The organism is Neobacillus cucumis (assembly GCF_023715505.1).
On the sequence record NZ_JAMBOH010000016.1, the window covers coordinates 67,126 to 91,202 of the forward strand.

The 24,077-nt window shown below is 38.8% G+C and carries 19 protein-coding genes; 2 read left to right on the forward strand and 17 right to left on the reverse strand.

Features of this window, described 5'->3' with window-relative positions:
• Window positions 1-21 precede the first annotated feature (21 nt).
• Complete coding sequence (locus tag M3226_RS20565; protein ID WP_251569286.1) at window positions 22-1,974, reverse strand: LTA synthase family protein; 1,953 nt, start codon at window positions 1,972-1,974, stop codon at window positions 22-24.
• Between the two features lie 278 nt (window positions 1,975-2,252).
• Here M3226_RS20565 and M3226_RS20570 point away from each other — a divergent pair, with 278 nt between their 5' ends.
• Both M3226_RS20570 and M3226_RS20575 read left to right on the forward strand, forming a co-directional pair.
• Window positions 2,253-2,765 (forward strand): DUF3231 family protein, encoded by a 513-nt coding sequence (locus M3226_RS20570; protein ID WP_251569287.1) that lies wholly within the window; start codon window positions 2,253-2,255, stop codon window positions 2,763-2,765.
• 40 nt (window positions 2,766-2,805) lie between these two features.
• Window positions 2,806-2,973: a hypothetical protein gene (locus tag M3226_RS20575; RefSeq protein WP_251569288.1), complete on the forward strand. Its 168-nt coding sequence runs from the start codon at window positions 2,806-2,808 to the stop codon at window positions 2,971-2,973.
• Window positions 2,974-3,043: 70 nt separating this feature from the next.
• Here M3226_RS20575 and M3226_RS20580 read toward each other — a convergent pair whose 3' ends face one another.
• The 16 genes from M3226_RS20580 to M3226_RS20655 all read right to left on the reverse strand — a co-directional run bounded on the left by M3226_RS20580 (window position 3,044) and on the right by M3226_RS20655 (window position 23,992).
• On the reverse strand, window positions 3,044-3,850 hold the full coding sequence (locus M3226_RS20580) for a polysaccharide deacetylase family protein (RefSeq protein ID WP_251569289.1): 807 nt from the start codon (window positions 3,848-3,850) through the stop codon (window positions 3,044-3,046).
• A gap of 83 nt (window positions 3,851-3,933) precedes the next feature.
• Window positions 3,934-5,340 carry a family 4 glycosyl hydrolase gene (locus tag M3226_RS20585; RefSeq protein ID WP_251569290.1) on the reverse strand — a complete coding sequence of 469 codons (1,407 nt, stop codon included), beginning with the start codon at window positions 5,338-5,340 and terminating at the stop codon, window positions 3,934-3,936.
• Window positions 5,337-7,517, reverse strand: a complete 2,181-nt coding sequence (locus tag M3226_RS20590) for a glycoside hydrolase family 88/105 protein (protein WP_251569291.1) — start codon at window positions 7,515-7,517, stop codon at window positions 5,337-5,339. Before M3226_RS20590 ends, M3226_RS20585 begins: the two co-directional genes overlap by 4 nt.
• A gap of 219 nt (window positions 7,518-7,736) precedes the next feature.
• Window positions 7,737-9,230, reverse strand: coding sequence for a UxaA family hydrolase (locus M3226_RS20595; RefSeq protein WP_251569292.1), 1,494 nt, complete (start codon window positions 9,228-9,230; stop codon window positions 7,737-7,739).
• Window positions 9,231-9,243: 13 nt separating this feature from the next.
• On the reverse strand, window positions 9,244-10,710 hold the full coding sequence (locus tag M3226_RS20600; protein ID WP_251569293.1) for a tagaturonate reductase: 1,467 nt from the start codon (window positions 10,708-10,710) through the stop codon (window positions 9,244-9,246).
• A 155-nt stretch (window positions 10,711-10,865) separates the two neighbouring features.
• Window positions 10,866-12,302 (reverse strand): glucuronate isomerase, encoded by a 1,437-nt coding sequence (gene uxaC, locus M3226_RS20605; protein WP_251569294.1) that lies wholly within the window; start codon window positions 12,300-12,302, stop codon window positions 10,866-10,868.
• Window positions 12,303-12,419: 117 nt separating this feature from the next.
• Window positions 12,420-13,736: a multi antimicrobial extrusion protein MatE gene (locus M3226_RS20610; protein WP_251569295.1), complete on the reverse strand. Its 1,317-nt coding sequence runs from the start codon at window positions 13,734-13,736 to the stop codon at window positions 12,420-12,422.
• A 65-nt stretch (window positions 13,737-13,801) separates the two neighbouring features.
• Window positions 13,802-14,917, reverse strand: a complete 1,116-nt coding sequence (locus M3226_RS20615) for a response regulator (RefSeq protein ID WP_251569296.1) — start codon at window positions 14,915-14,917, stop codon at window positions 13,802-13,804.
• Complete coding sequence (locus M3226_RS20620) at window positions 14,904-16,730, reverse strand: sensor histidine kinase (RefSeq protein WP_251569297.1); 1,827 nt, start codon at window positions 16,728-16,730, stop codon at window positions 14,904-14,906. Before M3226_RS20620 ends, M3226_RS20615 begins: the two co-directional genes overlap by 14 nt.
• A 147-nt stretch (window positions 16,731-16,877) precedes the next feature.
• Window positions 16,878-18,185 carry a pectate lyase family protein gene (locus M3226_RS20625; RefSeq protein ID WP_251569298.1) on the reverse strand — a complete coding sequence of 436 codons (1,308 nt, stop codon included), beginning with the start codon at window positions 18,183-18,185 and terminating at the stop codon, window positions 16,878-16,880.
• Window positions 18,186-18,203: 18 nt separating this feature from the next.
• The gene (locus tag M3226_RS20630) at window positions 18,204-19,316 is read right to left on the reverse strand and encodes a glycoside hydrolase family 88/105 protein (RefSeq protein ID WP_251569299.1); all 1,113 of its coding nucleotides are present in this window, start codon (window positions 19,314-19,316) and stop codon (window positions 18,204-18,206) included.
• 42 nt (window positions 19,317-19,358) lie between these two features.
• Window positions 19,359-19,667, reverse strand: coding sequence for a cupin domain-containing protein (locus M3226_RS20635; protein WP_251569300.1), 309 nt, complete (start codon window positions 19,665-19,667; stop codon window positions 19,359-19,361).
• Between the two features lie 85 nt (window positions 19,668-19,752).
• Entirely contained in the window at window positions 19,753-21,096 is a 1,344-nt protein-coding gene (locus M3226_RS20640; RefSeq protein WP_251569301.1) for an ABC transporter substrate-binding protein, read from the reverse strand.
• Between the two features lie 52 nt (window positions 21,097-21,148).
• Window positions 21,149-21,985 carry a carbohydrate ABC transporter permease gene (locus tag M3226_RS20645; protein WP_251569302.1) on the reverse strand — a complete coding sequence of 279 codons (837 nt, stop codon included), beginning with the start codon at window positions 21,983-21,985 and terminating at the stop codon, window positions 21,149-21,151.
• A 1-nt stretch (window position 21,986) separates the two neighbouring features.
• Complete coding sequence (locus M3226_RS20650; RefSeq protein ID WP_251569303.1) at window positions 21,987-22,934, reverse strand: carbohydrate ABC transporter permease; 948 nt, start codon at window positions 22,932-22,934, stop codon at window positions 21,987-21,989.
• A gap of 260 nt (window positions 22,935-23,194) precedes the next feature.
• The gene (locus tag M3226_RS20655; protein WP_251569304.1) at window positions 23,195-23,992 is read right to left on the reverse strand and encodes a rhamnogalacturonan acetylesterase; all 798 of its coding nucleotides are present in this window, start codon (window positions 23,990-23,992) and stop codon (window positions 23,195-23,197) included.
• Window positions 23,993-24,077 lie beyond the last annotated feature (85 nt).

Consider the following 24,077-nt stretch of genomic DNA (forward strand, 5'->3'; position numbering starts at 1 on the left):
AAAATCGGCAGCCTTTTATTGTTATTCAGTGGTACCATCCTTATGTGAAGGATTATAATCATATTTTGCTCGGTCAACCGGAGTAAAGTTTTTAGGTGTATAGAAACGTAATAAATCTCCATTCACAACCTTATCTGAGAATGTGAGTTTTTCCTGAACCAATTGTTTATATTTCTTGGCCTCAGGCAACTTGTCCGATTCTAGCTTTAACCCTGTAGTTGAATCATAATATTTACCATCAACCGAGTAAATCGTCGGACTCACATAGTCACCGTTTCGGAATGCCACTAAACTATCATGTTGCTTAGACAGTAAATCCGTACCGAATTGAACATAATCTTTTGTATCAATTCCTAACAGGTGAAGAAGCGTTGGAAGAAGGTCAACTTGACCGCCATACTCATGGTTCACCCCACCCTGCATGCCTGGGACACGAATAAATAATGGTACACGTTGTAATCCAGCATTATCAACAGGTGTAATTTCTTTTCCAAGTATTTGCGCCATTGCTTTATTATGATTTTCAGAGATACCGTAATGATCACCATACATAATAATAATGGAATTATTATAAAGACCAGACTTCTTAAGGTAGTCAAAAAATTGTCTTAGCGCTTCGTCCGCATAACGTGCTGTTTGGAAATATCCATCCACAGACTTATCACCTGTTGTAGCAGGTGCAATGGTTGCATCCTTTTGATTCATCGCATATGGATAGTGGTTAGCAACCGTAATAAATTTAGTATAGAATGGCTGCGGCAATGATTCCAATAGTGGGATAGATTGCTGATAGAATGGTTTATCCATTAAACCATATTCGGCCTCATCAGCAGAATTAATCTGATAATAGTTGGCATCAAAGAACTTGTCAAAACCAAGAGATTTGTAAATTTCATTACGATTCCAGAAACTTCCCGAATTCCCATGGAAAACAGCTGAAGTATACCCGTTCTGCCCTAAAATGGCAGGTGCTGCTTGGAATGTGTTTAACCCTTTCGTTGTAAAAACAGATCCCTCTGGTAAGCCAAACAAAGAATTCTCGAGCATGAATTCTGCATCAGATGTTTTTCCCTGTCCTGTTTGATGAAAAAAGTTATCAAAATACATTGTATTTTGGTCTTTTATCAATGAGTTTAAAAACGGTGTAACCTCTTCCCCATTTAACTTATAATTGATCAAAAAGTTTTGCATGGATTCAAGGTGTAAGTAAATCACATTCATACCCTTCCCTGCACCAAAGGTAGCGGGATTGGGTTCGGCATAATTAGATTTGGTATAGTTAATAACTTCTGTAATGTCATCGCTGCTCGCCATTACTCGTTGTGCCGAGGCATGTGTACTTTTAACAGCATCGTAAATGGTGTAATTGTACATACCAAGGTATTTCACAATATAATTTCGGTCAAATCCTCTAGTAAGTAATTGAGGACGGTCTAATTCTGCCAGAGACAAGTTTACACAAGAGATAACAAGCGCTAAAGAGTATAATACCGAGATTTTCCTGCGTTTTATATCTTTAACCTCAATTTTAACAAAACGAAAAGCAAGCAGTGCCACCAACACAATAAAATCAACAAAGAAAAGAATGTCGTATGGTCTTAATAAAGAGAACACACTTCCACTTACGTCACCAAAATTTTGTGTCTGAGTTAAGGTAGGAAAAGTAATGAAGTCGTTGAAAAAACGGTAAAAAAGGACGTTTGCATATAATAGAAAAGATAATAGAAAATAAATAATCAACATCACCGTATATTTTTTTCTTCCTCTAAAAAAGGCTGAAATACCTAAGAAAATTAAGGAAGAACCTAATGGGTTAAAAAACAGAAGAAATTTCTGTAATGTATTTTCAATCCCTAATTGAAACTGGGTTAATTGTACAAAATAGGTTTTTAACCAGAGTAGAAGTACAGACAAAAAGAAAAAGCCAATATATTTATTATAAATACTTTGACCCTTGTTTAATAGTTTATTCATTGTTTCTCATCACCTCATAGTGCATTATTATGACAAAAAAAATTTGACATTTAAATAGAAGATTCAACCCAAATTCACTAACATCTATCTTAACAGGTAAATATGAACAATTAATGAACAAACTTTGAAAATGTATATTTGTAGGAAGTACCTGTCAAATTCATTCCATAATAATTAAAGGATTAATTCTTTTAAGTATAGGAAAACTATCTCTGTGCACTTCAAGGAAGGAGGCACTAGTCCTGAACAACTTTTCTAATACCTTAAGGAGGGTAACAATGGGAATTTTAAGTGGAAATCCAAAAGAAGAGCCATTGCATTATGGCGAAGTTTTTGATATTTGGGCATCACAATTAGCAGGCAACAATATGATTTCCGGTTATAAAACCATGTTAAATCATGCCGGTGATGAGGACTTAAAAAAATTACTAGTAGAAGTGATTGAGACAGGCGAACAGCAAAAAAAGCAAATTGAGGAGCTCTTAAAGGAAAACGGCGTCGGCCTTCCTCCAGTAATGCCTGACCCGCCTGAAGCTTGTTTAGAAGACATTCCAATTGGTGCCCGAATTCCGGATCCAGCGATTGCGGCTACCCTTGCAGCTGATACCGCTGCAGGGTTGGTTGCCTGCAGTCAAGTCATTGGAATGTCTATCAGGGAAGATGTTGCAATGATGTATGGTCAATTCCATATGCAAAAAGCTGCACTTGGTGCAAAGATTTTGCGTCTAAATAAAGAAAAAGGCTGGCTGATCCCGCCACCGCTTCATCTTAATAAACATCACGACTGCTAAAAAAGTTACCATGTTGTAAGATCTTCTGGAGGTGAATGAAGTGGCTGAACAAAACAATAAGAATCAGAATTCAATCAACAGTCCAGAAGGATCTGGTTCTGAATATCATCGTGAACACGCAGGTAATGTTCCGGATTACGGCGGTAACAGTATGGAACAAATTGCCATAGAAGAATTAAAAAATGAAGCTAACAATACCAATATGTAGTTTTTATTTATCCCGCTGTTTGTGGTTTAAAAAAAGAAACCAGTCGATGGCTTGACTGGTTTCAATTTCACTAGTTTTTCACTAGATTCATTTGTTCCCCTGCTTTAGCCTCGACAATTTGTTCGTCCACACTTAACCAGATAGGGATAGCAGAGGGATTATAAACAAAATAACTATTGGCAGAGAATTTTAGATTTTGGAATGCCTTGATATAATCGACAATCTCAAGATTGGATGCATACCAGATGTCACTACGATTACCAATATATTCACAAAATTTTCCAATTAAATCCCAGTTTTGATCCTGTTCAAATTCATAGCTGTGGCCCCATACATACATCATATACAAATATTGTTTTTTATGGAGCTGGACGAATTCCTCAGCAAGCTTTAATAAATTTCGGTTATGGTGGCAGGTTGGATTCCATTCGATAAAATCATCAGGAATTGAAAAATTTCCTGTACTATGGACTGTTCTTGCGTATTCAATCCCTAAGTATGGCAGCATCTCTTTAATCAATTGATTATAAGAACCATTTGGATAGGATAGCCCTCTCACAGTATAATCCACGATTTCCTCTAAGTTTTTTCGATCCTCCATTACTTCTTCAATAAGCTGCTCTTTTGGCGACCTAGCAATCGTTGGATGGGTTACGGTATGAGCGGATACTTCATGTCCTTGATAAAGCCGTGAAACTTCCTCTCTAGGAATGCGATCGCCGGTTCCGAATAAGCCGGAATTCAAATGAAAGGTTCCCTTAATTCCATAACGATTAAAGATCTCGACAAGTTTTCTATCTGCTGATCTGCCATCGTCATAGCTCATCGTTAATACTTTGTGCTTCCCTTCAGGAAAGGTCATGATTACTTTCGGCATCCCTTGTCACCCCTATATAATAGTAGAATAGCACAAGAAGAATCCCTTCTGATTTTCAAATGCATTGGATTCTTCTCTTAAAACTAATTTTTGACGGTTTCAAACTCCCTGCCTGATAAATAATTTTTTGTATTTAACAACATTTTTTCGAATAATTCTTCCACTTCCTCACGGGAGAGTGAGCTTAGTAGTGGATCTTGTAAAAATGCGAGAAGTGCTAATTCCTTATCACAGTTAATAGCTGCCTGAAGGGTCATTTCTTGAATATGGATATGACGATTCACCATATTATTGATGGACGTTGGCAGCTCTCCTGATAAAATAGGTTGAACGCTGTTGTAACTAAATACTGCATTCGTTTCCACAATTGCATTTTGTGGTACTCCACCCATTTGTCCCCTATTTGGAAAATTCACGTTTGAAGTAATATCACCTAAACCAAGAAGTGCTTTGATCATTTGAACCCCTTCTTCACCAGTAGGTCTTAAGACAAAGTCTTCCGCTCCATTTGCCAGCCGCTGACCTTTTTCATAAAGTTCTTTCCCTCTTTCAATCCGCCAATCCACCGGAGTTAATCCAAATTTCCATTCCTTGACCTTTTGAGGACTTTGGAGATACCAGGTATTAGGCATAAACTCCGCTAAATGACGGTCACCTGCCGCAGCAATGAGGCCAAACTTTTTAAACAAATCAAATTTTACTCTTTGTGCTGAAGCGAAATGATCGTTCATCCAATTTCCTGCTTGTTTTCCTTCAAATCCAGATAAATAGTATTTGTCCACAAATTTCTGGTAGAGTGGGAATAGATCAATATTTTGATAGGATGCACGGTCAAGCCACGTAAAGTGATTGATACCTAAGACATTCACCTTAATGTCACTACGTTGAACATTTTCCAATCCTTCCATGTCCTCTAACATCATCGCCAGCAGCTTTTGCGTGCCAAAAACCTCATGACAGCAGCCAATTGCTTTAATCTCAGAGAATACTTCATATAGCGTCCTTGTACAAAGACTCATTGGATTCGTATAATTAATCACCCAAGCATTTGGTGCATGCTCTTTAATTTGCGAGGCAATTTCCACAAATAATGGAATCGTCCGCAGTGCCCTGACCAATCCTCCAGGTCCGACTGTATCTCCGACAGATTGATAGACACCATACTGTTCAGGGGTATGAACATCTGACTTCATTTCTAAAAATGTACCAGGCAGGATGGAGATAATGACAAAATCAGCACCTGTTAAAGCTTCTTTTAACGTTCCTACGGCCTCATAGTCCCATTGACCGATTACATCATCACGGCCGCGCAAACGATTGCCGATAATCTCATTTTGCTGGGCCGCATCAAAGTTGATATCATATAATTTGACGGTACCAGATACATTTTCCTCTAAAGCAAGGTCACTCATCAATCCCCATGCCCAGCCGCGTGAGCCTCCACCGATATAAGCGATTTGAACATCCTTTACATGTTTAGTCTTATTCATACTAACGTCCCCCTTTGATTTGAATATTGATTGACTGAAGCCAGCCATTTTTTCAGCCTTAATGTCTCAATCCCTGCTAATAAAACAATACCAATACCATGAGTGTCATTGAGAATCCATGTTAGGTCATGCTTATAATAATCCTTCGTAAACGCATAACCAGATCCTTGACATACACCATATACATTTCCCTTTTTATCGATTCCCACCTTTGAAAGACCTTCAAAGCCGCGTAAGACAGCCTCGATATACTCATTGGATTCTTCAAGCCAGCCAAATCGAACCCCTCTAGCAAAAGCATAAATAAACATGGAAGTACACGAAGTTTCTTCATAGGATACCGGATCTGTCAGCACTTGGTGCCACAAGCCATTTTCCCCTTGCAAAGCCAAATAGCCTTTCGATAGCTCTCTAAAAAATGATAACAACTCTTCGCGCTGCGGATGATCCTTAGGCAATACAGCTAGTAATTCGGAAAGTGAAAAAATCACCCATCCGTTACCGCGTCCCCACGGAACACCAGTTGCTGTATTGAATTTAAAATCATAGACATGCGACATAATCTGCAGTTCCGGAATAAATAAATAGTCCTTGTAACATAAAAACTGATTCACAGCATCATCCAGGTAAGCAGGATCATTTGTCAATTCGTAATACCTGGACAGAAATGGGGTACTCATATAAAGATCATCACACCAAATCGTATCTTTCATAAAATCCACACTGCCAAATCTCCGGTACAATGCCTGGTTTTCCAACCGGTCTTGTTGATTGATTATATAATCGGCTATTGAATCGGCAACATCCCTTGCTCCTCGAATATCTGTATCCTTACTTGCCGTCAGCATGGTCGCCCCAAACGAACCGCAATCATCTAAACTATCGATCGCTGACAATTGAGTATTGATACCTGCTGCCCCGTATTGCTCTCGGTCCCATAAGGAATATTGAAAAAAAGAGGTACAGGTTTCAATATGTTTTAAAACATAGTCCACAATGTCTTGACGATTCAACTCTTTTCCAGTTTGTAATAAACCATACATTGTCACACCTAAAGGATAATCCCATTTCCCGAATAAAGGATTTTCTAAATAAGGACGGACCCATGTGTCTGGCATGTCTAAACGCCAATAAGTCGGGCCTTGATTACCCTCTAGTAAAATATCAAACCTTAACATTTCTTCGAATCTCAGTGGCGTTTCCAATGAAAAAGTCCCTGCATAGAGCCATACATCATCTGTACCTTCTACTGGCACAGGAAGAGAAAAATTACCGCCATTCAATTCAAAGCCCCAATTCTCTCCATGACAAATACTTTTAACGACTACATTATGCTCACCATATGGCAGTTCTATAGCTACTTGGAAATTTTTTTCAGTATCCGACTGATACACACTCTCACCATTGACAAATAGCTCGATACCACCCTTGTTTTTCCCGTTCAATGTATAGGTCTGGATACCCGGCTTTTTACATATTAACTTCGTCCATGATATGGTATATTGATTATTTTTCTTTCCGAATATTCTTGTAAGCTGTAAGTCTGATTTTTCCCATTTCGCATTTGGGAGCCACACTAAATCCCCCTCTGCCTCATGTGTTCCTTCCATCGGCAACATTTCTAATTCCTTATCCTGGAATCCGGTATAAATCCAGCCTTCTTGACCATTTCTTTCTACAGAAGGTGTTATAAAATGCATAGGAAACCGCTTAAATGATCCTGTACCAAATACTCCGCCAAATCCTGAAGGAGTTTTCATAAACTCTAGGACGAAATGATTCCATCCTTCTTTTACCGGTATACGAAAATTCACCCTTCGTTTCGGATTCGTTTCTTCTATGTTTCTGGATTTAAAAACTAATTCACTATTAAGGTATACCCGAACAGGACCAAAACAGTTGATTGCTAAGACAACCTCTTTTGACTCGTCGCTCCATAACTTGGCCCAAGCATAAACCAATTGACCATCATTCGCTTCCGGAAAGCGTTCTTCTAAATCCATTACATAGCGATAGTCTTTACCACGTAGAAAACCTTTACTGCAAAAGGCTCGGAACGTGAAGGGATGCGGCGGATTACTTCCTATATAACGGTCTGTAATGGTTGCTAAAATATTCTCAACTTGTTTATTCAGCTTGGAATAGATGCTCTCGTTCCTATGAAAATAGGATGACAATACAACCCTCTCCTTTTACTTCCAACATAATTGACATCATCTCTTAACTTTAAAGAAAGAAAGGGTTTACAACAATAACACTTTTTTAATATACAGCTCTTAACGTTTAGCATTTTTTTGCCATGTTTGGATTAAAAACAATCAAAAAAGTACAACTCTAACAAAAAAGATAAATGGTGCAACAAAGGACAGTTTCTTTTTACTGTCCTTTGTTATCTTCTATAAAGTTACGCCACTTTTAAAAATAGAAATCTCTCTAAAGTCGTTCTTTTCATTATTGACGAACTCCCCACTTGCCACTTCGATTATATAATTAACGAAATCCTTTAACACCTGTTCCGACGAAACTTCATCTTCCAGTAAGATTCCGGCATTAAAATCAATCCAATGAGGCTTTGTTTCATAGATTTGGGTATTAGTAGAAATTTTCATTGTTGGTACAAAGGTTCCAAACGGTGTCCCCCGCCCCGTTGTAAACAACACCATATGACAGCCCGCCGCAGCAAGTGCAGTCGAAGCGATCAAGTCATTTCCCGGTGCACTAAGAAGATTTAATCCTTTTGTCTTAAGAACCCCACCATATTTCAAGACATCCACCACAGTTGAAGTCCCCGCCTTCTGTGTACAGCCAAGCGATTTGTCCTCAAGGGTGGTAATTCCTCCTGCCTTATTTCCTGGTGATGGGTTTTCATAGACAGGCTGATCATGCTGCAGGAAATACCCCTTAAAATCATTGATCAAATCGACTACTTTATGAAATACCTCTTCATTTGCGGCACGTTCCATTAAAATGGTTTCAGCCCCAAACATTTCCGGTACTTCCGTTAGGACAGTCGTCCCCCCTTGGGCGATTAAATAATCTGAGAACCTGCCCAAAAGAGGATTGGCCGTAATACCGGAAAATCCATCCGATCCACCGCATTTTAAACCAATTTTCAATTCAGATAAAGGAATATCCTCCCTTTTATCTTCTTTAGCATTTTCATAGATCTCCATCACTAGCTTAAAGCCTTCTTCGATTTCATCGGTAACTGCCTGGGAGACGAGAAATTTAATCCTGTCCTCATTTACTTCCCCAAGAGCCCTTTTAAATTCCGGCAACTCATTGTTTTCACATCCTAAACCTAGGACCAGGACACCCCCTGCATTCGGATGATTCACTGCATTTAAGAGAATCTGTTTCGTATTTTCATGGTCATCACCTAATTGAGAACAGCCATAACTATGTTTCAGGACAAGAACGTTATCGAATGGGCTGATATCACCTACATGCTTTTCAAAACGTTTGATAATTTTTTCAGCGATGCCGTTGACGCAGCCGACTGTGGGGGCAATCCACAGCTCGTTACGTATTCCGACAGCTCCACTTACCCGACGGTAGCCCTTAAAGGTCCGATCCTCAAGCTTATAAGAAACTTCAGTTTGAATTGGATTGTATTCGTATTCCTCTGTACCAGACAGGTTAGTTTTCGTGTTATGGGTATGGACAAGCTCGCCAGCATGGATCCGTGTGACGGCGTGACCGATTGGATAACCGTATTTGACAATATTCTCGTCTTGCTGGATATCACGAATCGCGACTTTATGTCCCCGATATACATCTTCCTTTAATTGAACGACGGTCCCGTTTACATTTAGCTGTTCATCCTTCTTTAAATCTTTCAAAGCAAGAATGATATTATCTTTCTCATGGATTTGCAGAAAATCTTTCAATCTTTACCCCACCTTACCTAATCGATGTCCCATAAAGTTCTTTAAGCGCATTTCTAATACCCTTTAGTTCAATCTGAAGAAGGTTAGCGGACACTGCATCCACCAAGCCTGGAATAGAAGCCAGGTCCATTTCCCATAGCGTTTGGTCACTTAAGACTTTTCTGGCTAATTCCTTTACTTCTATTAGACTATCCTCGTATTGCTGCCAGATTGTTTGGAAGAATTGCAGCGTTTCAGGTTGATCCTGCAATTGAATCGGTACCTCTCCCCGCTTGCCGCGATAAAAATAAATTAAACTACTTAAAGAGAAGACCATCCGTTTTGGCATTGACTCATTTTTTGCCACATGATCAAATAAAGCCGGTAAATTTCTTGTCTTAAATTTTGAAATCGAATTTAAAGAAATACTCATTAAATAATGCTTAATAAAAGGATTAGCAAAGCGGTTAAGTACGTCATCTGCATAGAGTGTAAGTTCCTCCAAATCCCCATCAAACGTTGGTATAATTTCATCTTCAATCAGTTCTCTAATAAATAATCCTATTTCAGGATCATTGACTGCCTCTTCAACCGTATCTAAACCAGATAAATAGGCCACAGGGGTCATCGACGTATGGGCACCGTTTAAAATTCTCACTTTTCGAGTGCGAAATGGAGTTAAATCGTCAACGATTAACGTGTTTAACCCCGTTCCTGCAACAGGAAGTTCCTGTTTTAAAGATTCCGGACCTTCAATCGCCCATAGATGATATTGTTCTCCAACTACCATTAATTCATCATGGTAGCCAATTTCGGCCGTTTTTTCCTCGATTGAGTCCGTTGGGTAACCAGGGACAATCCGGTCAACCAGGCTTGAACAAAAGGTATTTGCCTGATGGATCCAATCAGTAAATTCACTGTCTAAATTCCAGTGACTCGCATACTTTAGGACAACTTCCTTCAGCTTTCCGCCATTATTTTCAATCAATTCGCAGGGAATCAAGATACACCCACGATTTACATCTCCATCAAATGCAAGAAAACGATGATATAAAAAGGCTGTTAATTTTCCTGGAAAACTCTTCTGAGGCCTGTCCTCTAAGCTATCTCCAGGATTAAAAACTATGCCAGCCTCTGTGGTGTTACTTATAATAAAACGAAGATCATTACTTGCAGCAAGTTTTAAATATTCCTGATAATTCGTAAAAAGGTTAATTCCCCTGTTAATCGAGTCAATAATCATATGCTCATTGACAGGTTTTCCACCTTTTAATCCCTGTAAATAAAGGGTGAACAGTCCATCTTGGCTGTTTAACCTCTCAATCTTATCAGAACCTCTTGGCTGTACTACAACGACACTACCGTTAAAGTCAGTTTTCTCATTTAGAACCTGGATCTGCCAGTCAATAAAACCTCTTAAAAAATTCCCTTCTCCGAATTGAAGAATTTTTTCTGGATAGGTTTTGTATTCCTTATAATTCGTTCGATTTAACTTTTGCATACTCCACCCCTGTTAACCCTTTAAGTATTTATGCACATGTTAACAATGCTATACAACCACTGCCTTAACCTTGGCAGTGGCATTGTTGACTGCTCAATGGTTGATGACACCCTGTTTATTATCCACATTAGCGCCAACCATCTAGTTAACTATTATTAATTTAAAGGAAGACAATCAGCGGTTCCTACTTCCGTAAAATTAAAATATTCTTTGGCGTTGTAATAGGAGATTCCCTGAACAATCTTACCAAGCAATTCTAGATCATAGGGAACTTCGCCATCCTCTACCCATTCTCCAATCAAGTTGCAAACCAACCTGCGGAAATATTCATGTCTTGTATAGGATAAAAAGCTCCTCGAATCTGTGAGCATGCCGATGAATCTGCTAAAGAGTCCCACATTTGACAAAGCTTTCATTTGCGCCAGCATACCGTCCTTTGTATCATTGAACCACCAAGCAGTTCCAAACTGAATTTTCCCAGGTGTTTTCCCATCTTGGAAACTGTTAATTATACTAGCAATTACATAGTTATCACCTGGATTTAACGAATAAAGAATGGTCTTCGGCAGTTTATTATCCTGTTCCAATGAGTCAAGAATTTTAACCAATGGTTTGGCAATCTGATCGTCATTGATACTGTCGTATCCTGTATCCGGTCCCAGCTCGTTAAACATTTTCGTGTTATTATTTCGGTGAGCATTGATATGGAATTGCATCGCCCAGTCAAGGTCCGCGTATAGTTTTCCAAGAAATATTAGTGTGTAAGTCTTAAATTTTCTCTCTTCTGCTACCGAAACGGCGTTTCCATTTAATCGATTTGAAAAAATCTCTGCAACCTCTTCAAACGATGCTTCTTCATACACGACGGAATCTAGTGCATGATCTGAAACAGTGCCCCCTGCAGCATGGAAGAACTGGACACGTGATTCAAGTGCAGCCAGATAGTCCTCAAAATGATTTATTTCGATTTCTGATGCCTGCTCTAGCTTTTCCACCCATTCAAGAAAGCCATCGCGATTTATTTCAAGTCCTTTATCGGGTCTGAAGCCTGGAACGACACTAACCGGGAAATCCTTCTCTCCTTTTAACAAAGTGTGGTATTCCAAACTATCTACTGGATCATCTGTTGTACAAATGACCCTCACATTGGACTTTACGATTAAATCACGTACACTAAAGCCTTCCCCATTCAGTAAAGCATTAACTTTCTCCCAAATTGCTGGTGCACTTTGCTCGTTTAGAACATCATAAATTCCGAAAAATCTTTGTAATTCTAAATGCGACCAATTATATAATGGGTTCCCGATTGTCATAGGTATGGTTCTTGACCATGCAAGGAATTTCTCATAATCGCTTGCATTACCGGTTATGTAATCCTCGGAGATCCCATTTGCCCGCATTACTCTCCACTTATAATGGTCCCCGTAAAGCCATGCCTCCGTAATGTTTTTAAATTTTTTATTTTCATAGATTTCCTTTGGGCTTAAATGACAGTGGTAATCAATGATCGGCATTTCCTTTGCAAAATCATGATACAACGAGACAGCGGTTTCATTTTTTAATAAAAAATTAGAACCCATAAACTTTCCCATTACCAACACATCCCTTGAAAAATTTTTGTTAACGTGAACAGTTTTGTATAAATTGAGTTTATCAGAATAAATAAATCTAGTAAATACTTTTTTGTTAACGTTAACATTATAGTGAAATTAAACAGACTTATGTTCTTGTAGTTTATATTTCTGTCTTTGTGAAACAACCAGGAATACAGCCATAAGTCCGATTATTTCACCGAATGACGCTGCAATAGCTCCCGCTCTTCCATTTAATTCAGGATGCAAGTAGACCAATGGAATGATGACCAGAACGACTGCTGCCATGTTGCAAATTTGTGGCTTTAAAAGAGATTTTGTACTCTTCTGGAGCATAAGAATACCACCGAAGTAGTCCACCCATGGAAAGATAGCTGTTTTGATTAAGAAAAACTTTAAAACTGCAAGGCTTTCAGCAGCCAGTGTCACATCTGCCCCCATTACGTTTCTCATAAACCAAGGCCCTGCCGGAGTGAAACAAAGGGCACCAAGGAATAGGGACGGGACAATACTAAAAACAATCACGCATTTGATTACAGCCGGTTTATTATGTTTGTAAAACTGCAGGACAACTTGATGCGTGTACATAAAAAAGCTCAGCACAAGGTTTGTAATACTAAAGGCCAAGGCAAACGATGCAATTCCTAGGTGCACATCCTGAATCATGCCAAGAAACGAATAGATGATTGGAATTAAGATGGTCTGAAACGACATGTAAAAAACTAATGGAAAATAGAAAGCACTTATTTCCTTTTGTTTTAAGGGCTTACCGGACTTACTGTTTCCTCGTACAATTGTCTGACCACGCCAGACGCTGACCAAACATTCAATAGCCATTCCTGCCAAAAAGATCACCGCTCCAGCGACACTTGTATTGGCAATCCTCAAGTGGTTAAAGCAGAGGGCAAGAACAAACATGACAACAAGTCTAATGATTACACCAAGTGTTACCCATTTCGTCTCCAATTGGTTAATGATAACTCCTTGGTAAAGGCCACGCAGTCCAGAAAAAAGGATCACCACTGCTAGGACAAGAAAGGTCACCTTCAAGGAAGTAAGTGAGTCGGCATCCGCGTTAAACCCATAAATAAACACCCAATCCCCGATCCTAGTAAAACCAATTAACGCACATAATGCCGATACAAAAAAAGAAATTTTCACAAAGAAGGCAGCAATATTGAAAAAAGCTGTATTCCCCTTTGCTAAGGCCGAAGTAGTTTGTCTGAAAACAATTGCCGGTCTTTCCAGAACACTGAAAAGAGATAACGCAATCGCATAATTGGCGATGATGATTTCCGCATGTTCTGCTCTGCTTAATGTACCATTAATAATAACATGGGAAACTGATGTTAAACTAGCTGATAAAGCTAATGGAATAAAAAATAGTAAAATTTTAGCAAATCCATAATCCCTTACTGAATCTTCCGTTTTCATCCCCTCCAAAATTAAAAATAACTATTTTTTTCTAGATATTTACCCAATACCCCTCCAATATATGCCTACTTTAACTTCTTAAATTCTGCTGGTGAGTAACCTGTATATTTTTTAAAACTACTACTGAAATATTGAGGATTAGAGTAGCCTGTTTTTTCAGCTACCTCATAGGATTTTAGATCTGTCTGTCGGAACAGTTCCATTGCCTTTTCCATCCTGGTTTCAAGAAGAACGTCACCAAAGTTAATCCCTTTTTCCACTTTAAAAAGATTGCTCAAATAGGCAGAGCTCACATGGACTACTTCCGCTACACGCTGTAGATTTAGGCTTGTATCATGGTAATTATCACGAATGAACTTTATTGCTTTATCCACTAGGGAGTGTTTTTGATTTTCGTTTAGTTTACTCACAAAGACCGCTAAATCCAATGCAATCATTCGAACCTCGGTAAAAATCTCATCAACGGTCTGCAGCTTCATAATCCTGTTCTCAGAATCGTAAAATTTAGCTGAATCCCAGGTTTCGGCAAAGGTTGCAGCTTCATGGAAAATCAAATGAATTCCTTTAATAGCCAGCAAGGCAATCTCCGGAACAGAAACACTCGTGTGAGTTGCAAGACGTTGCCTTGTCCCCTCTAAATGGTCGATTACTTTTTCTGGTATACCTAGTGAAATAAACTTGACTAAATCCTTATCAAACCAACGATTCACTTCTACATTCTTATTTAGACGCAGATTTTTTAGAAATTCCTGCTGAGTAAAGGACTTACTCTCAGTAAATTGCATTTCCTTCTGATGATCCACATCCCATTCCAGCGATGCCTGCTTTAACTTATCAATTAATTCGCTGGTTTCAACCGGTTTCAAAAGATAGTCAAATGCTCTTAATTTAATGGCCTCATGAGCATACTTAAAATCCTCGTAACCGGTCAATAAAATAATTTTTGTTTTTGGATTAAATTCCTTGATAGCTCTTGTCATTTCCAGACCATCCATAAATGGCATTTGAATATCAGAAATTACAATTTGGGGAAGTTTCTCTTTAACTATTTCAAATCCTTTTTCACCATCCGCCGCTGAGCCAACAAGTTCAAATCCATGTTCTTCCCAGGGAATTAAGCTTGATAATCCTTTACGGATAATTCGGTCATCATCCACTATTACAACCTTATGCACTTTCATTTACTCCTCCTTTTGTCATTGGAATCATCACTTTCGATCTTGTTCCAGTCCCTTCCTCACTTTCGATTGTTAAACCATACTCATCACCGAAATGCATTTTGATTCTTTCATGGACACTCCTAAGTCCAATCCCTATTATGGAGGAATTACTCCTTTTATTCGCTAACTCCTCTCTTATCTCATTCAGATTGTGTCGATTCATTCCAGAACCATTGTCAATCACTTCGATACAAATATTCCCGTTTTCTACATACCCATTAACAACAATCTCTCCTTTTCCTCTTTTTTGCTTAACACCATGATAAATGGCATTTTCAATTAGAGGTTGAAGAGTGAGTTTAACAATTTTGTAGTTTAGGAGAGTGGAATCCATATTAATTACGTAGGAAAAATCATCCCCATACCTCATTTCTTGAATAATAAGATAATTTTCGATATGGGCCAATTCTTCCTCTAAGTTGATAATTTCCTTCCCCCTGCTGATGCTGATTCGAAAGAAGTTTGATAAAGCGGTAATCATACTGCTTGCTTCCTTATTCATGCCCATATCGGCCAGGCCCTTAATAGAATATAGAGTATTATATAAAAAGTGAGGGTTGATCTGGGCATGTAAAACTGAAAACTCTAACTGCCTTTTTTGATCCTGTTCAAGTCTAATTTGTTCCAATAACGTGTTAATTCTTACCATTAAGTCTTCTAATGCTGTATTTAAGATTTCGATTTCCCTAGGACCATTATGATTAAAACTAAGATTCAAATTATCTTCATTAATCTGCTTCGTTTGCGAAACAAGGGCAGAGACCGGATTTGTTATGTATTTAGAAAAAAAGTTGGCAATTAGAACTGCTACAGCTGTTAACACCAAAATGACAATTAAGGTTACATATTTAATATAATTGGCTTTCTTGAGAATCTCATCTGTAGGGAATACTGCTGCAACCTTCCATTTATTGACACCGATTGTATCGAAGATTATGGTCATATTTTTCCCATCGGCATTTTTAAATTCATATTTACCCTTTTCTTCTTGCAGTGTCTGCAAATATTTTATTTCTTTTGAACTCAAACGATATTGTTCAGCAACAGCTTTTGAGTTGAAGGTTCCTTCAGGACTGACAAGGGTAAGAAAGCCGTGTTCACCGATTAATGACTTATTAAAAACATTTTCGAAGAAATCCCTCCGTAAATTGAAAAGCAAGACGCCATTTACTTTTGAACTATCCGTACCGATTAATTTAAAAACGCTTACAACATCAGCTTTACTGGCAAAAATATCATCAGGATGTTCGTTATGCCAATAAAAACCCTCTTTATTGCCTTTGTATACTTCAGCATATTCTTTATAAGGAAAATGATTAAATCTCATTCGATAATCGCTTTGATAAAGGGTAAATTCCCCATTATGCATGTCCACCAAAATGGAATCAATGATGGAGTCAAAGTTTAGATGAATCGACCTTAACAGATTGTTCATTTCAATATAATCTTGGGCGTTTATGTCTGAAGATTCAGAATCAATAATATCTAACGTCTTCGGATTATTCGAAAAAGCAACAAGCTGTTCAAAGATATCATAGAGTCTATTTTCCAAATATGCCTTTGTCTGAAAAACCGTATCATCCACACTTTTATAGGCATTTTCCTCAAGCTGGGTTACGGCAAGCTGGTAGGAAATCCAGCCGGTAAAGGCTATAAAAAAAATTATGACCGGAAGGAACAATGAAATAATGGTTGATCTGAGTGAAAAAAGAAAATACCTTTTGATAAACGTAACAAGTTTTTTTCTCATCGGCGCAACGGGAGGCGTTTGCAAGATACTGCTCCCTCTCCATTCCTTTCCTACTATCATCATAGTATATAAGATAACTTATTTTCTAAAAATGGTAAATGGGTCTTAACTCGTGTGAGCAGGGAATACTAACCAAACCCATAAAAAAATTTATGGGTTTGGTTCCAGATCCTAATCAATCTTGCCAGTACCTGCCTTTGCTTTTACAAGTGCGGGTACCGCTTGAGTTGGTTGAATTTTGGTGTATAAAGTTGGTTTCCAGCCAACATTTTCATCCAGCTGGACGGAACTGGAATGGTTATGGGCTTTTACTAAATCCACTTCGCTTCCAGAGCTTTTACCGTTTACAAAGGAACCGTCTTCATAAATTGACGTTCCCTTCCAATCCTTTATGATCTTTCCAGGGTCAATATCTTCGTCGAAATTAAAATAGTTGTTTTCCGCGTAAATTTTAGATCTTACACCTACACCAAGTGCATAATCAAACTCATAATCTGAATGACTATTAAACTCATAGTAATTGTTATAGACATGGACTTGACCATAACGAACCCTTGGCAGACGTTGTGTCAGTTTTTTGTAATAGTTATCATGAATAGTGACCTTTAAATGTCCTTCATCGCTTGTTTTACTGTCGCTGGAACCAATCAGCGAGGTTTTATCATGATCCTGTAAGACATTATAAGAAATGGTTACATAATCAGCACCGTTTGTTACATCAAGCAGGCCATCATGCTGCTGGTAGGTACGTCCAAAGTATTTGCCGAAATCCTTATCGTGGTGTTCCCCATCACTAAATGTATTATGGTCAATCCAAACATGCTTGGTTCCATTAGTAACTGTTACATTATCGTATTCTGAATTCCACTCACCAAATTCACCGTCCGTCGGGTCCCATTGCGGGAAGAAATCACGTGGTGCTTCAAATTCGATATTGCGGATAATAATATTTTCAACTCCGCTCATAATAAAGCTTCCGCCAATTATTTTTGCATCAGCACCAAGACCGATAATGGAGGTATTCGAACCAATATTAACGACAATCTGCTGTTTTTGTTTTTGCTGTGACCGAGCACGTGCATCCTCAAGTGGACCTGAAACTTCTTTTTCATGGCCCCATACCTCGGGGCTGAATGCTTTAAGGTAGGAGTTAAAATCATATGCCGGATCAGCGTAAAATTCCGGCCCGATTGGGTTGTTATGTTCATCTACATTAAAGTCGATCGTTCCCTTAATATAAATAATTTTAGGCGTGCTATCCCCGCCACCAAGAGCGTTAATAAGCTCACTTTTATTGCTTACGGTAAAAGCATGACTAGAATCGGCCTTAGCTCCTCCTGTTGTTCCCTCTCCATAGGCTGCCCAGCCATCCTTCGGTTCAAGGACCTCCCTGCCTAAATTAGGTGAAGACGCTGAAACCGAGGAAATACTTATTGCCAACAATGAAGCTGCTAGAATACTGCTAACTGACTTTTTCACTTGTTCACACTCCTATTATTATTCTATAAGATTGGCAAGTGCCATACTTGCTAAAATAAATGCTCCTACACCATGAAGATCATTTTCCGATACAGGGCGGGCAACATAGTAATCATATACACCAGCAGAAGTACCGATACAAATTCCTTTCATGATCAATGACTCGTCAGTTACTTCTATCATTTCATTTAACAATCCCTGATAGCCATTTAAGGCAACATCTAGATATTTTTGGTCGATATAACCGGCTTCAACAGCCCTGGCAATGGTATAGATGAATAGGCTGGAGCAGGAAGATTCAAGCCAGTTATCCTCTTGATCACCTTTATTAACAATTTGATACCATAACCCGGTTTTTTCATCCTGATAGTTCACATAGCCCTTAATTAGACTAGTAAGGGATTCGATTAACTCTCCTCTCCCACTGTGTTCTTTTGGCAGAAGTTCAAGGATATCAATAAGCGCTGTGCCATACCAGCCAACCGAGCGTCCCCAGAACTCCGGCGAACAGCCTGTTTTCGCATTCGCCCAAGGCATCTGTCTGCTTTCATCGTAGGCATGGTATAGGAGGCCTGTCTTCTCATCCTTCATATTTTTTCGCATCAGCTTTTCTTGATATAGAACCATTTCAGCTAAACCTTCCTCATTGAAGGCCCGCTGATACATCAACGCAAAAGGACCTGCCATAAACAGTCCATCCAGCCACATTTGATAAGGATATTTGTCTTTATGCCAAAATCCGCCTTCTTTTGTTTTGTTCAACGTTCCGAATAAATTTATTAGTTTATCGGCTGCTTTTTTATAACGTTCGTCCTTCGTGACTTCCAGTAGAGGAAATAATAAAATTCCTACTTGAATGGAGTCAAGCTGATCACGCTCGAAAAGAAAATTACCTTCTTCATCTACGAGAAAATCAATATAGCTTTTTAGATACTCAAAATATTCTTGATTGTTGGTCTTCTCCCAAACACGCTGTATCCCGTATAGATAAACTCCCTGATGATAATGCCATACATTTGCTGGTGGGAGTTCCGCTGGAGTAAAGGTTTTCATCAGTGTCTTCGAAGCCTTCTCGGCCATTTCTAAAGCAGTTTTTGCAGTCAGAGTTGACGTCGATTCTGAAATACTCATTCATGTACCTCCTATTAAACTAGTATTTTATAGAAAATCTTCTCATTGCGGAGTAAATCTGTCTAATATGATGGAATCATCTTCAAGAGCCTTCACACCATGCAAGGTATTGGAAGGAATGTTGATGCTATCCCCTTTTTCCACTCTCTGAACATTCCGATCAAGGGTAAATTCAAATCTTCCTTGGACAATATAGCTAATCTGTTCGGGGATATGGGAATGGACTTCACCTATTGCATCCTTTTGAAATGTGACTTCTGTCATCATCATACCTCCGCCCCGAGCCAAAAGCTTACGGCCTGCCCCTTCGCCCGCAGCAACAGACTCAACTGAATTAACTTTCACAATCATGACACAGCCTCCTTTTCACAGTTTTATGCATCAATCAAAAGCCGTCTCGAAAGTAGTATTTCTCGACGGCTCTATTAATTAGTTTTTATTTTTTGAAGTGTTCATCGTATTTCTTTTGAGCATCTTCAATGGCTTTTGCCCATTCATCCAAGAATTCCTCTACAGTCTTCTTCCCACTCAATACAGCTTGTGTGCCAGGGTCGACAACTGTATCAAGTATGGATCTGTATTCAGGCAGATAGAATGGCGGTTTATAAAGAACGGTTTTTGGGTCATCGTAAACTTTGAAAGCTGTTTGGATATGTGGAGATTCTTTAACCCATTCTTCACTTAACACATCAGAGTTAGTTGGAATTTGTCCAACTTGCTGGTTCCAATAAGACTGGCTGTCCTTTGAATTTAGGAATGCTGCAAATTTCCATGCTGCATCAGGATGTTTAGTCGTTTTAAAGATACTGATGCCAATTGTATTTCCACCTTCAGCCACATATCTGCCGTCATCTGTCTTCGGAAGTGGGATAGCCTGGAACTGATCAGGTTTTAATGCTTCTTTATGTTCGCCAAAGGAACCAATATTGTGTTGAACCATTGCGACTGCACCTGTATCGAATCCTGCGATCATTTCCTTATATCCGTTAGTGATATCACTTTGTGGAGTATACTTTTTATACAAAGCAAAATACTTTTTCAGGAACTCAACATGCTTTTTGTTATTAATTGTACTTTTGCCATTTTTAATGTAATCCTTCTCACCTGAGTAAGCATACATTAACCGCTGAAGCTGGAAGGAACCGCCAGCTCCACCGCGGATAGTATAGCCATAACGGTTATTCGCTTTATCGGTCTGCTGCTCAACTGCAGTAAAGAACTCATCCCATGTTTCTGGGACTTTGATGCCCTTTTCTTTGAACCAGTCTGGGCGTATCCAAAGAATATCAAGATTTTGTGTGTAAGGAATGCCGTAGAGTTTATGATCAACAACGATATCCTTATTAAATTTGACTGCTCCTTCATTTATCTTGTCTTTCTGATTCCACTTATCGAAATAAGAATCAAGTGGGAGTAAAGCTTCTCTCAGAGCAAATTCAGGAAGCCAGCTTGTTTGAACACTTCCCATGTCAGGCGTATCTTCTGCTGCAATCGATGCATCGTACTTTGTCTTTGCAGAGTCCTTCGGTAATCCAACATATTCAACGTGAATATTTGGATTCTTTTCCTCGAATCTTTTAATCAATTCTTCCCAGATAGGTGTACGCTGTGGGCCAGCATTTTCATCCCAGAATGTTAAAGTTACTTTTTCATTTGAGTCTGTCTTCTTTTCGTTTGCATTTGTACTTGATTTTTCACTAGAACCGGAACTGCAGCCGGCCAGCAATAACGAAACAGCCATTGACGATGCCGCAACGGTTTTTAATAATTTCTTGTACACTAGAAATCCCCCTTACCCTTTGTTTATATATTATTTTTTCTTTACACCCTAACTAACCTTTGACAGCTCCACCCATGCCATTTACTAGATGTTTTTGCGCATAGGCAAAAAGGATAACTGCCGGAATTAAAGCGATTACACTGCCGGCTGCTAAAGCACCGTAGTTGATATTGAACTCGCCCATCATGTAACTTAAACCAATTGGCAGCGTGAATCTGCCCTGCTGGTTCGTAAGCATTAAAGCAATCAAGAATTCATTCCATGTATAAATGAAGGTAAATACACTGGTTGCAACAATTCCTGGAATCAACAGCGGAAAAATGACAAATCGGATTGCCTGCAATCTGTTACATCCATCAATCATTGCAGCTTCTTCAAGTTCACGGGGAACATTCGAGATGAAGCCATTCATTAAAACGGTTGTAAATGGAATCTCTACAGCCGCGTAGGTAATGATTAAGGATAGCGGATTACTGATTAATCCCAAATTCTTAAAAATAATAAACAGCGGGATAATCAGCATAGACCTAGGTATAAACTGAGTACAAAGCAGCATCAGCAGGAAAGCCCGCTTTCCCTTAAACTTATATCTGCTTAATGCATATCCAGATAAAGTAGAAAGGATTAACACAATTACAACTGTACATACACCAACTAGTAAACTATTTTTAAAATAAGTTGAAAACCCTACATTTGTCCAAGCTGATACGAAGTTTTCAATTGTTGGCGACACAGGGATATATCCAATTGGCCGTTTAACAATATCTCCCTCATGTTTAAAGGCTGTATTGAGTGTCCAATAGAGCGGAAAGAGAGTAAAAGCAAGCATGATAAGGACTGGAAGCTTGAAGGTGAATAACCGGTCAACCCTTTTCTGTGTTTTATTCAAGTTAATTCCCCTCCCTTTCATATCGTGTAATGCGTAAATAAACGGCTGCAAAGATGAACAAAATTCCAAATGCGACAACAGTTAATGCGGATCCATATCCAAAATTAGAGCCGTGGACTGCTTGTTCCGCAATATACATGGTTAATGTCGTCGTGCTATGTGCAGGGCCTCCGCCTGTGAGGTTGAAGAGGAGGTCCACGTTGTTAAACTCCCAAATTACCCTTAGTAAGGTTGTCAACACAATTGTATTTTTTAACTGCGGAAGTGTCACATGCCAGAACGATTTTATCCGTCCCGCACCATCTACCTTAGCCGCCTCATAGAGTTCTTCCGGAATACTTTGGAGAGATGCAAGTAAGGTGATGGCAAAGAATGGAATCCCCCTCCAAAGCTCAGCAATGATTACCGCAATGAATGCTGTCCCACTGTCAGCAAGCCATGCTTTATTCTCACTAATAATCCCAAGTTTCATTAGTAAATCATTGATTACACCCATATGTTCATTGTACATTAACGACCACATGACGGAGGCTAAAACACCCGATATAGCCCAGGGAACAAAGGCTGCTGCTCTTACAATTCCTCTAAATCTAAACTTTTGATTAAGGAGAAGCGCTGCAGCTAAACCAAATACCAGCTGCAAGCCTACTTGTGACACTACCCATTTAAGCGTGTTTAGCAAGCTTGGCAGAAATAATTTGTCATCGGTAAAGATTTTCTTGAAATTATCTAACCCAGCAAACCCATTATAAAAGGGAGCGGATACATCGTAATTCTGAAGGCTGTAGTAAAATACCGTCCCGATTGGATAGAATAAAAAGGTTACAATCATCAATGTTGACGGTAGAATAAAAAAATAAGGAATCCATTTTTCAATTTTTACTTTTTTGGTAGGTTTTTGATTTTGGGTTGAAACAATTTGCACATCGAGCTCTTGTCGAAGATTCATAGAATAGATCCTCCTTTCTTGTTTTTTATTCTAACCGAAAACGTTTTCATTAAGAATTCAAAATTTTTAGGTAAATGTTTGATATTTTTATACGTTTCAAAAATTTTATTAATTTTTACTATAACGATCCGTTTAGCAGATTATCGGGAAAAACTTGTATTTATTGGGCAAGATAATTATTATCTGAAACCCACGGAAAAAGACAGCTATTGTCAACTGCCTTCAATCAAACCATTAAACTCCTCAAAACCGCGGTCTTTTTATTTTAAAATGTGGTTACGAAGGGGTACTAGCTTTAATTCCTCTATCCCCTCAAGGACGAGTCGGCCAATCTGCACAGCCCCAGCCTCCTGAAAATGTGTGTTATCCTGAACACCATTTGAATAGTTCACGCTCTCTCCAGCATCCAACCAGAGGAAAACATCCTTCGTTCTTTCCGGTCCAAGTTCTTGGAACAATGCCTTGCTTTTAGCTGTAAGATCGATTACCGGCACATTTTCTTCCAAGCCAATCTCCTTCATGGCCGCCGGATAATCACCATGCGAATCACGCGCAACTCCTTCCTCTGTAAAACGTCGCCGTTCAACTGGAGTTATAAGGACCGGAATAGCCTGTTTTTCGCGTGCACCGTCAATATACCGTTTTAAATAGCTTTTATAAGTTGAATATGGCTCTGTATAACGAGATGGATCGTCAATTTTTTCGTCATTATGTCCAAATTGAATAAAAAGATAATCCCCTTTCTCTATCTGACTTAATATGGAATCAAGTCTCCCTTCATCTATAAAACTTTTTGAGCTTCTGCCAGAGGAGGCTTCATTTTTTACGATGATTTTATCATCAAAAAACTGATCAAAAACCTGTCCCCAGCCTGTCCTTGGTGCTAGCGAGCTCGAATAGTCAGATACAGTCGAATCTCCGGCCAGATAAACAGTAATACTATTTTTGTGGGTGTTTTCGTAATTCGCTGCTTTAGCAAAGCTGTTTCCAAAAATCAAGCCAGGGATTACTAAAAACAAGGTTACCAGCAGCATTTTTTGTTTAAGATTATTCCGCATAATATTCCTCCTTCATGAACAATTAAATAGATTAATAAAATAAGTGAGAACCTGCCCAAATGGCAGCAAGTTCTCCTTAATCGAT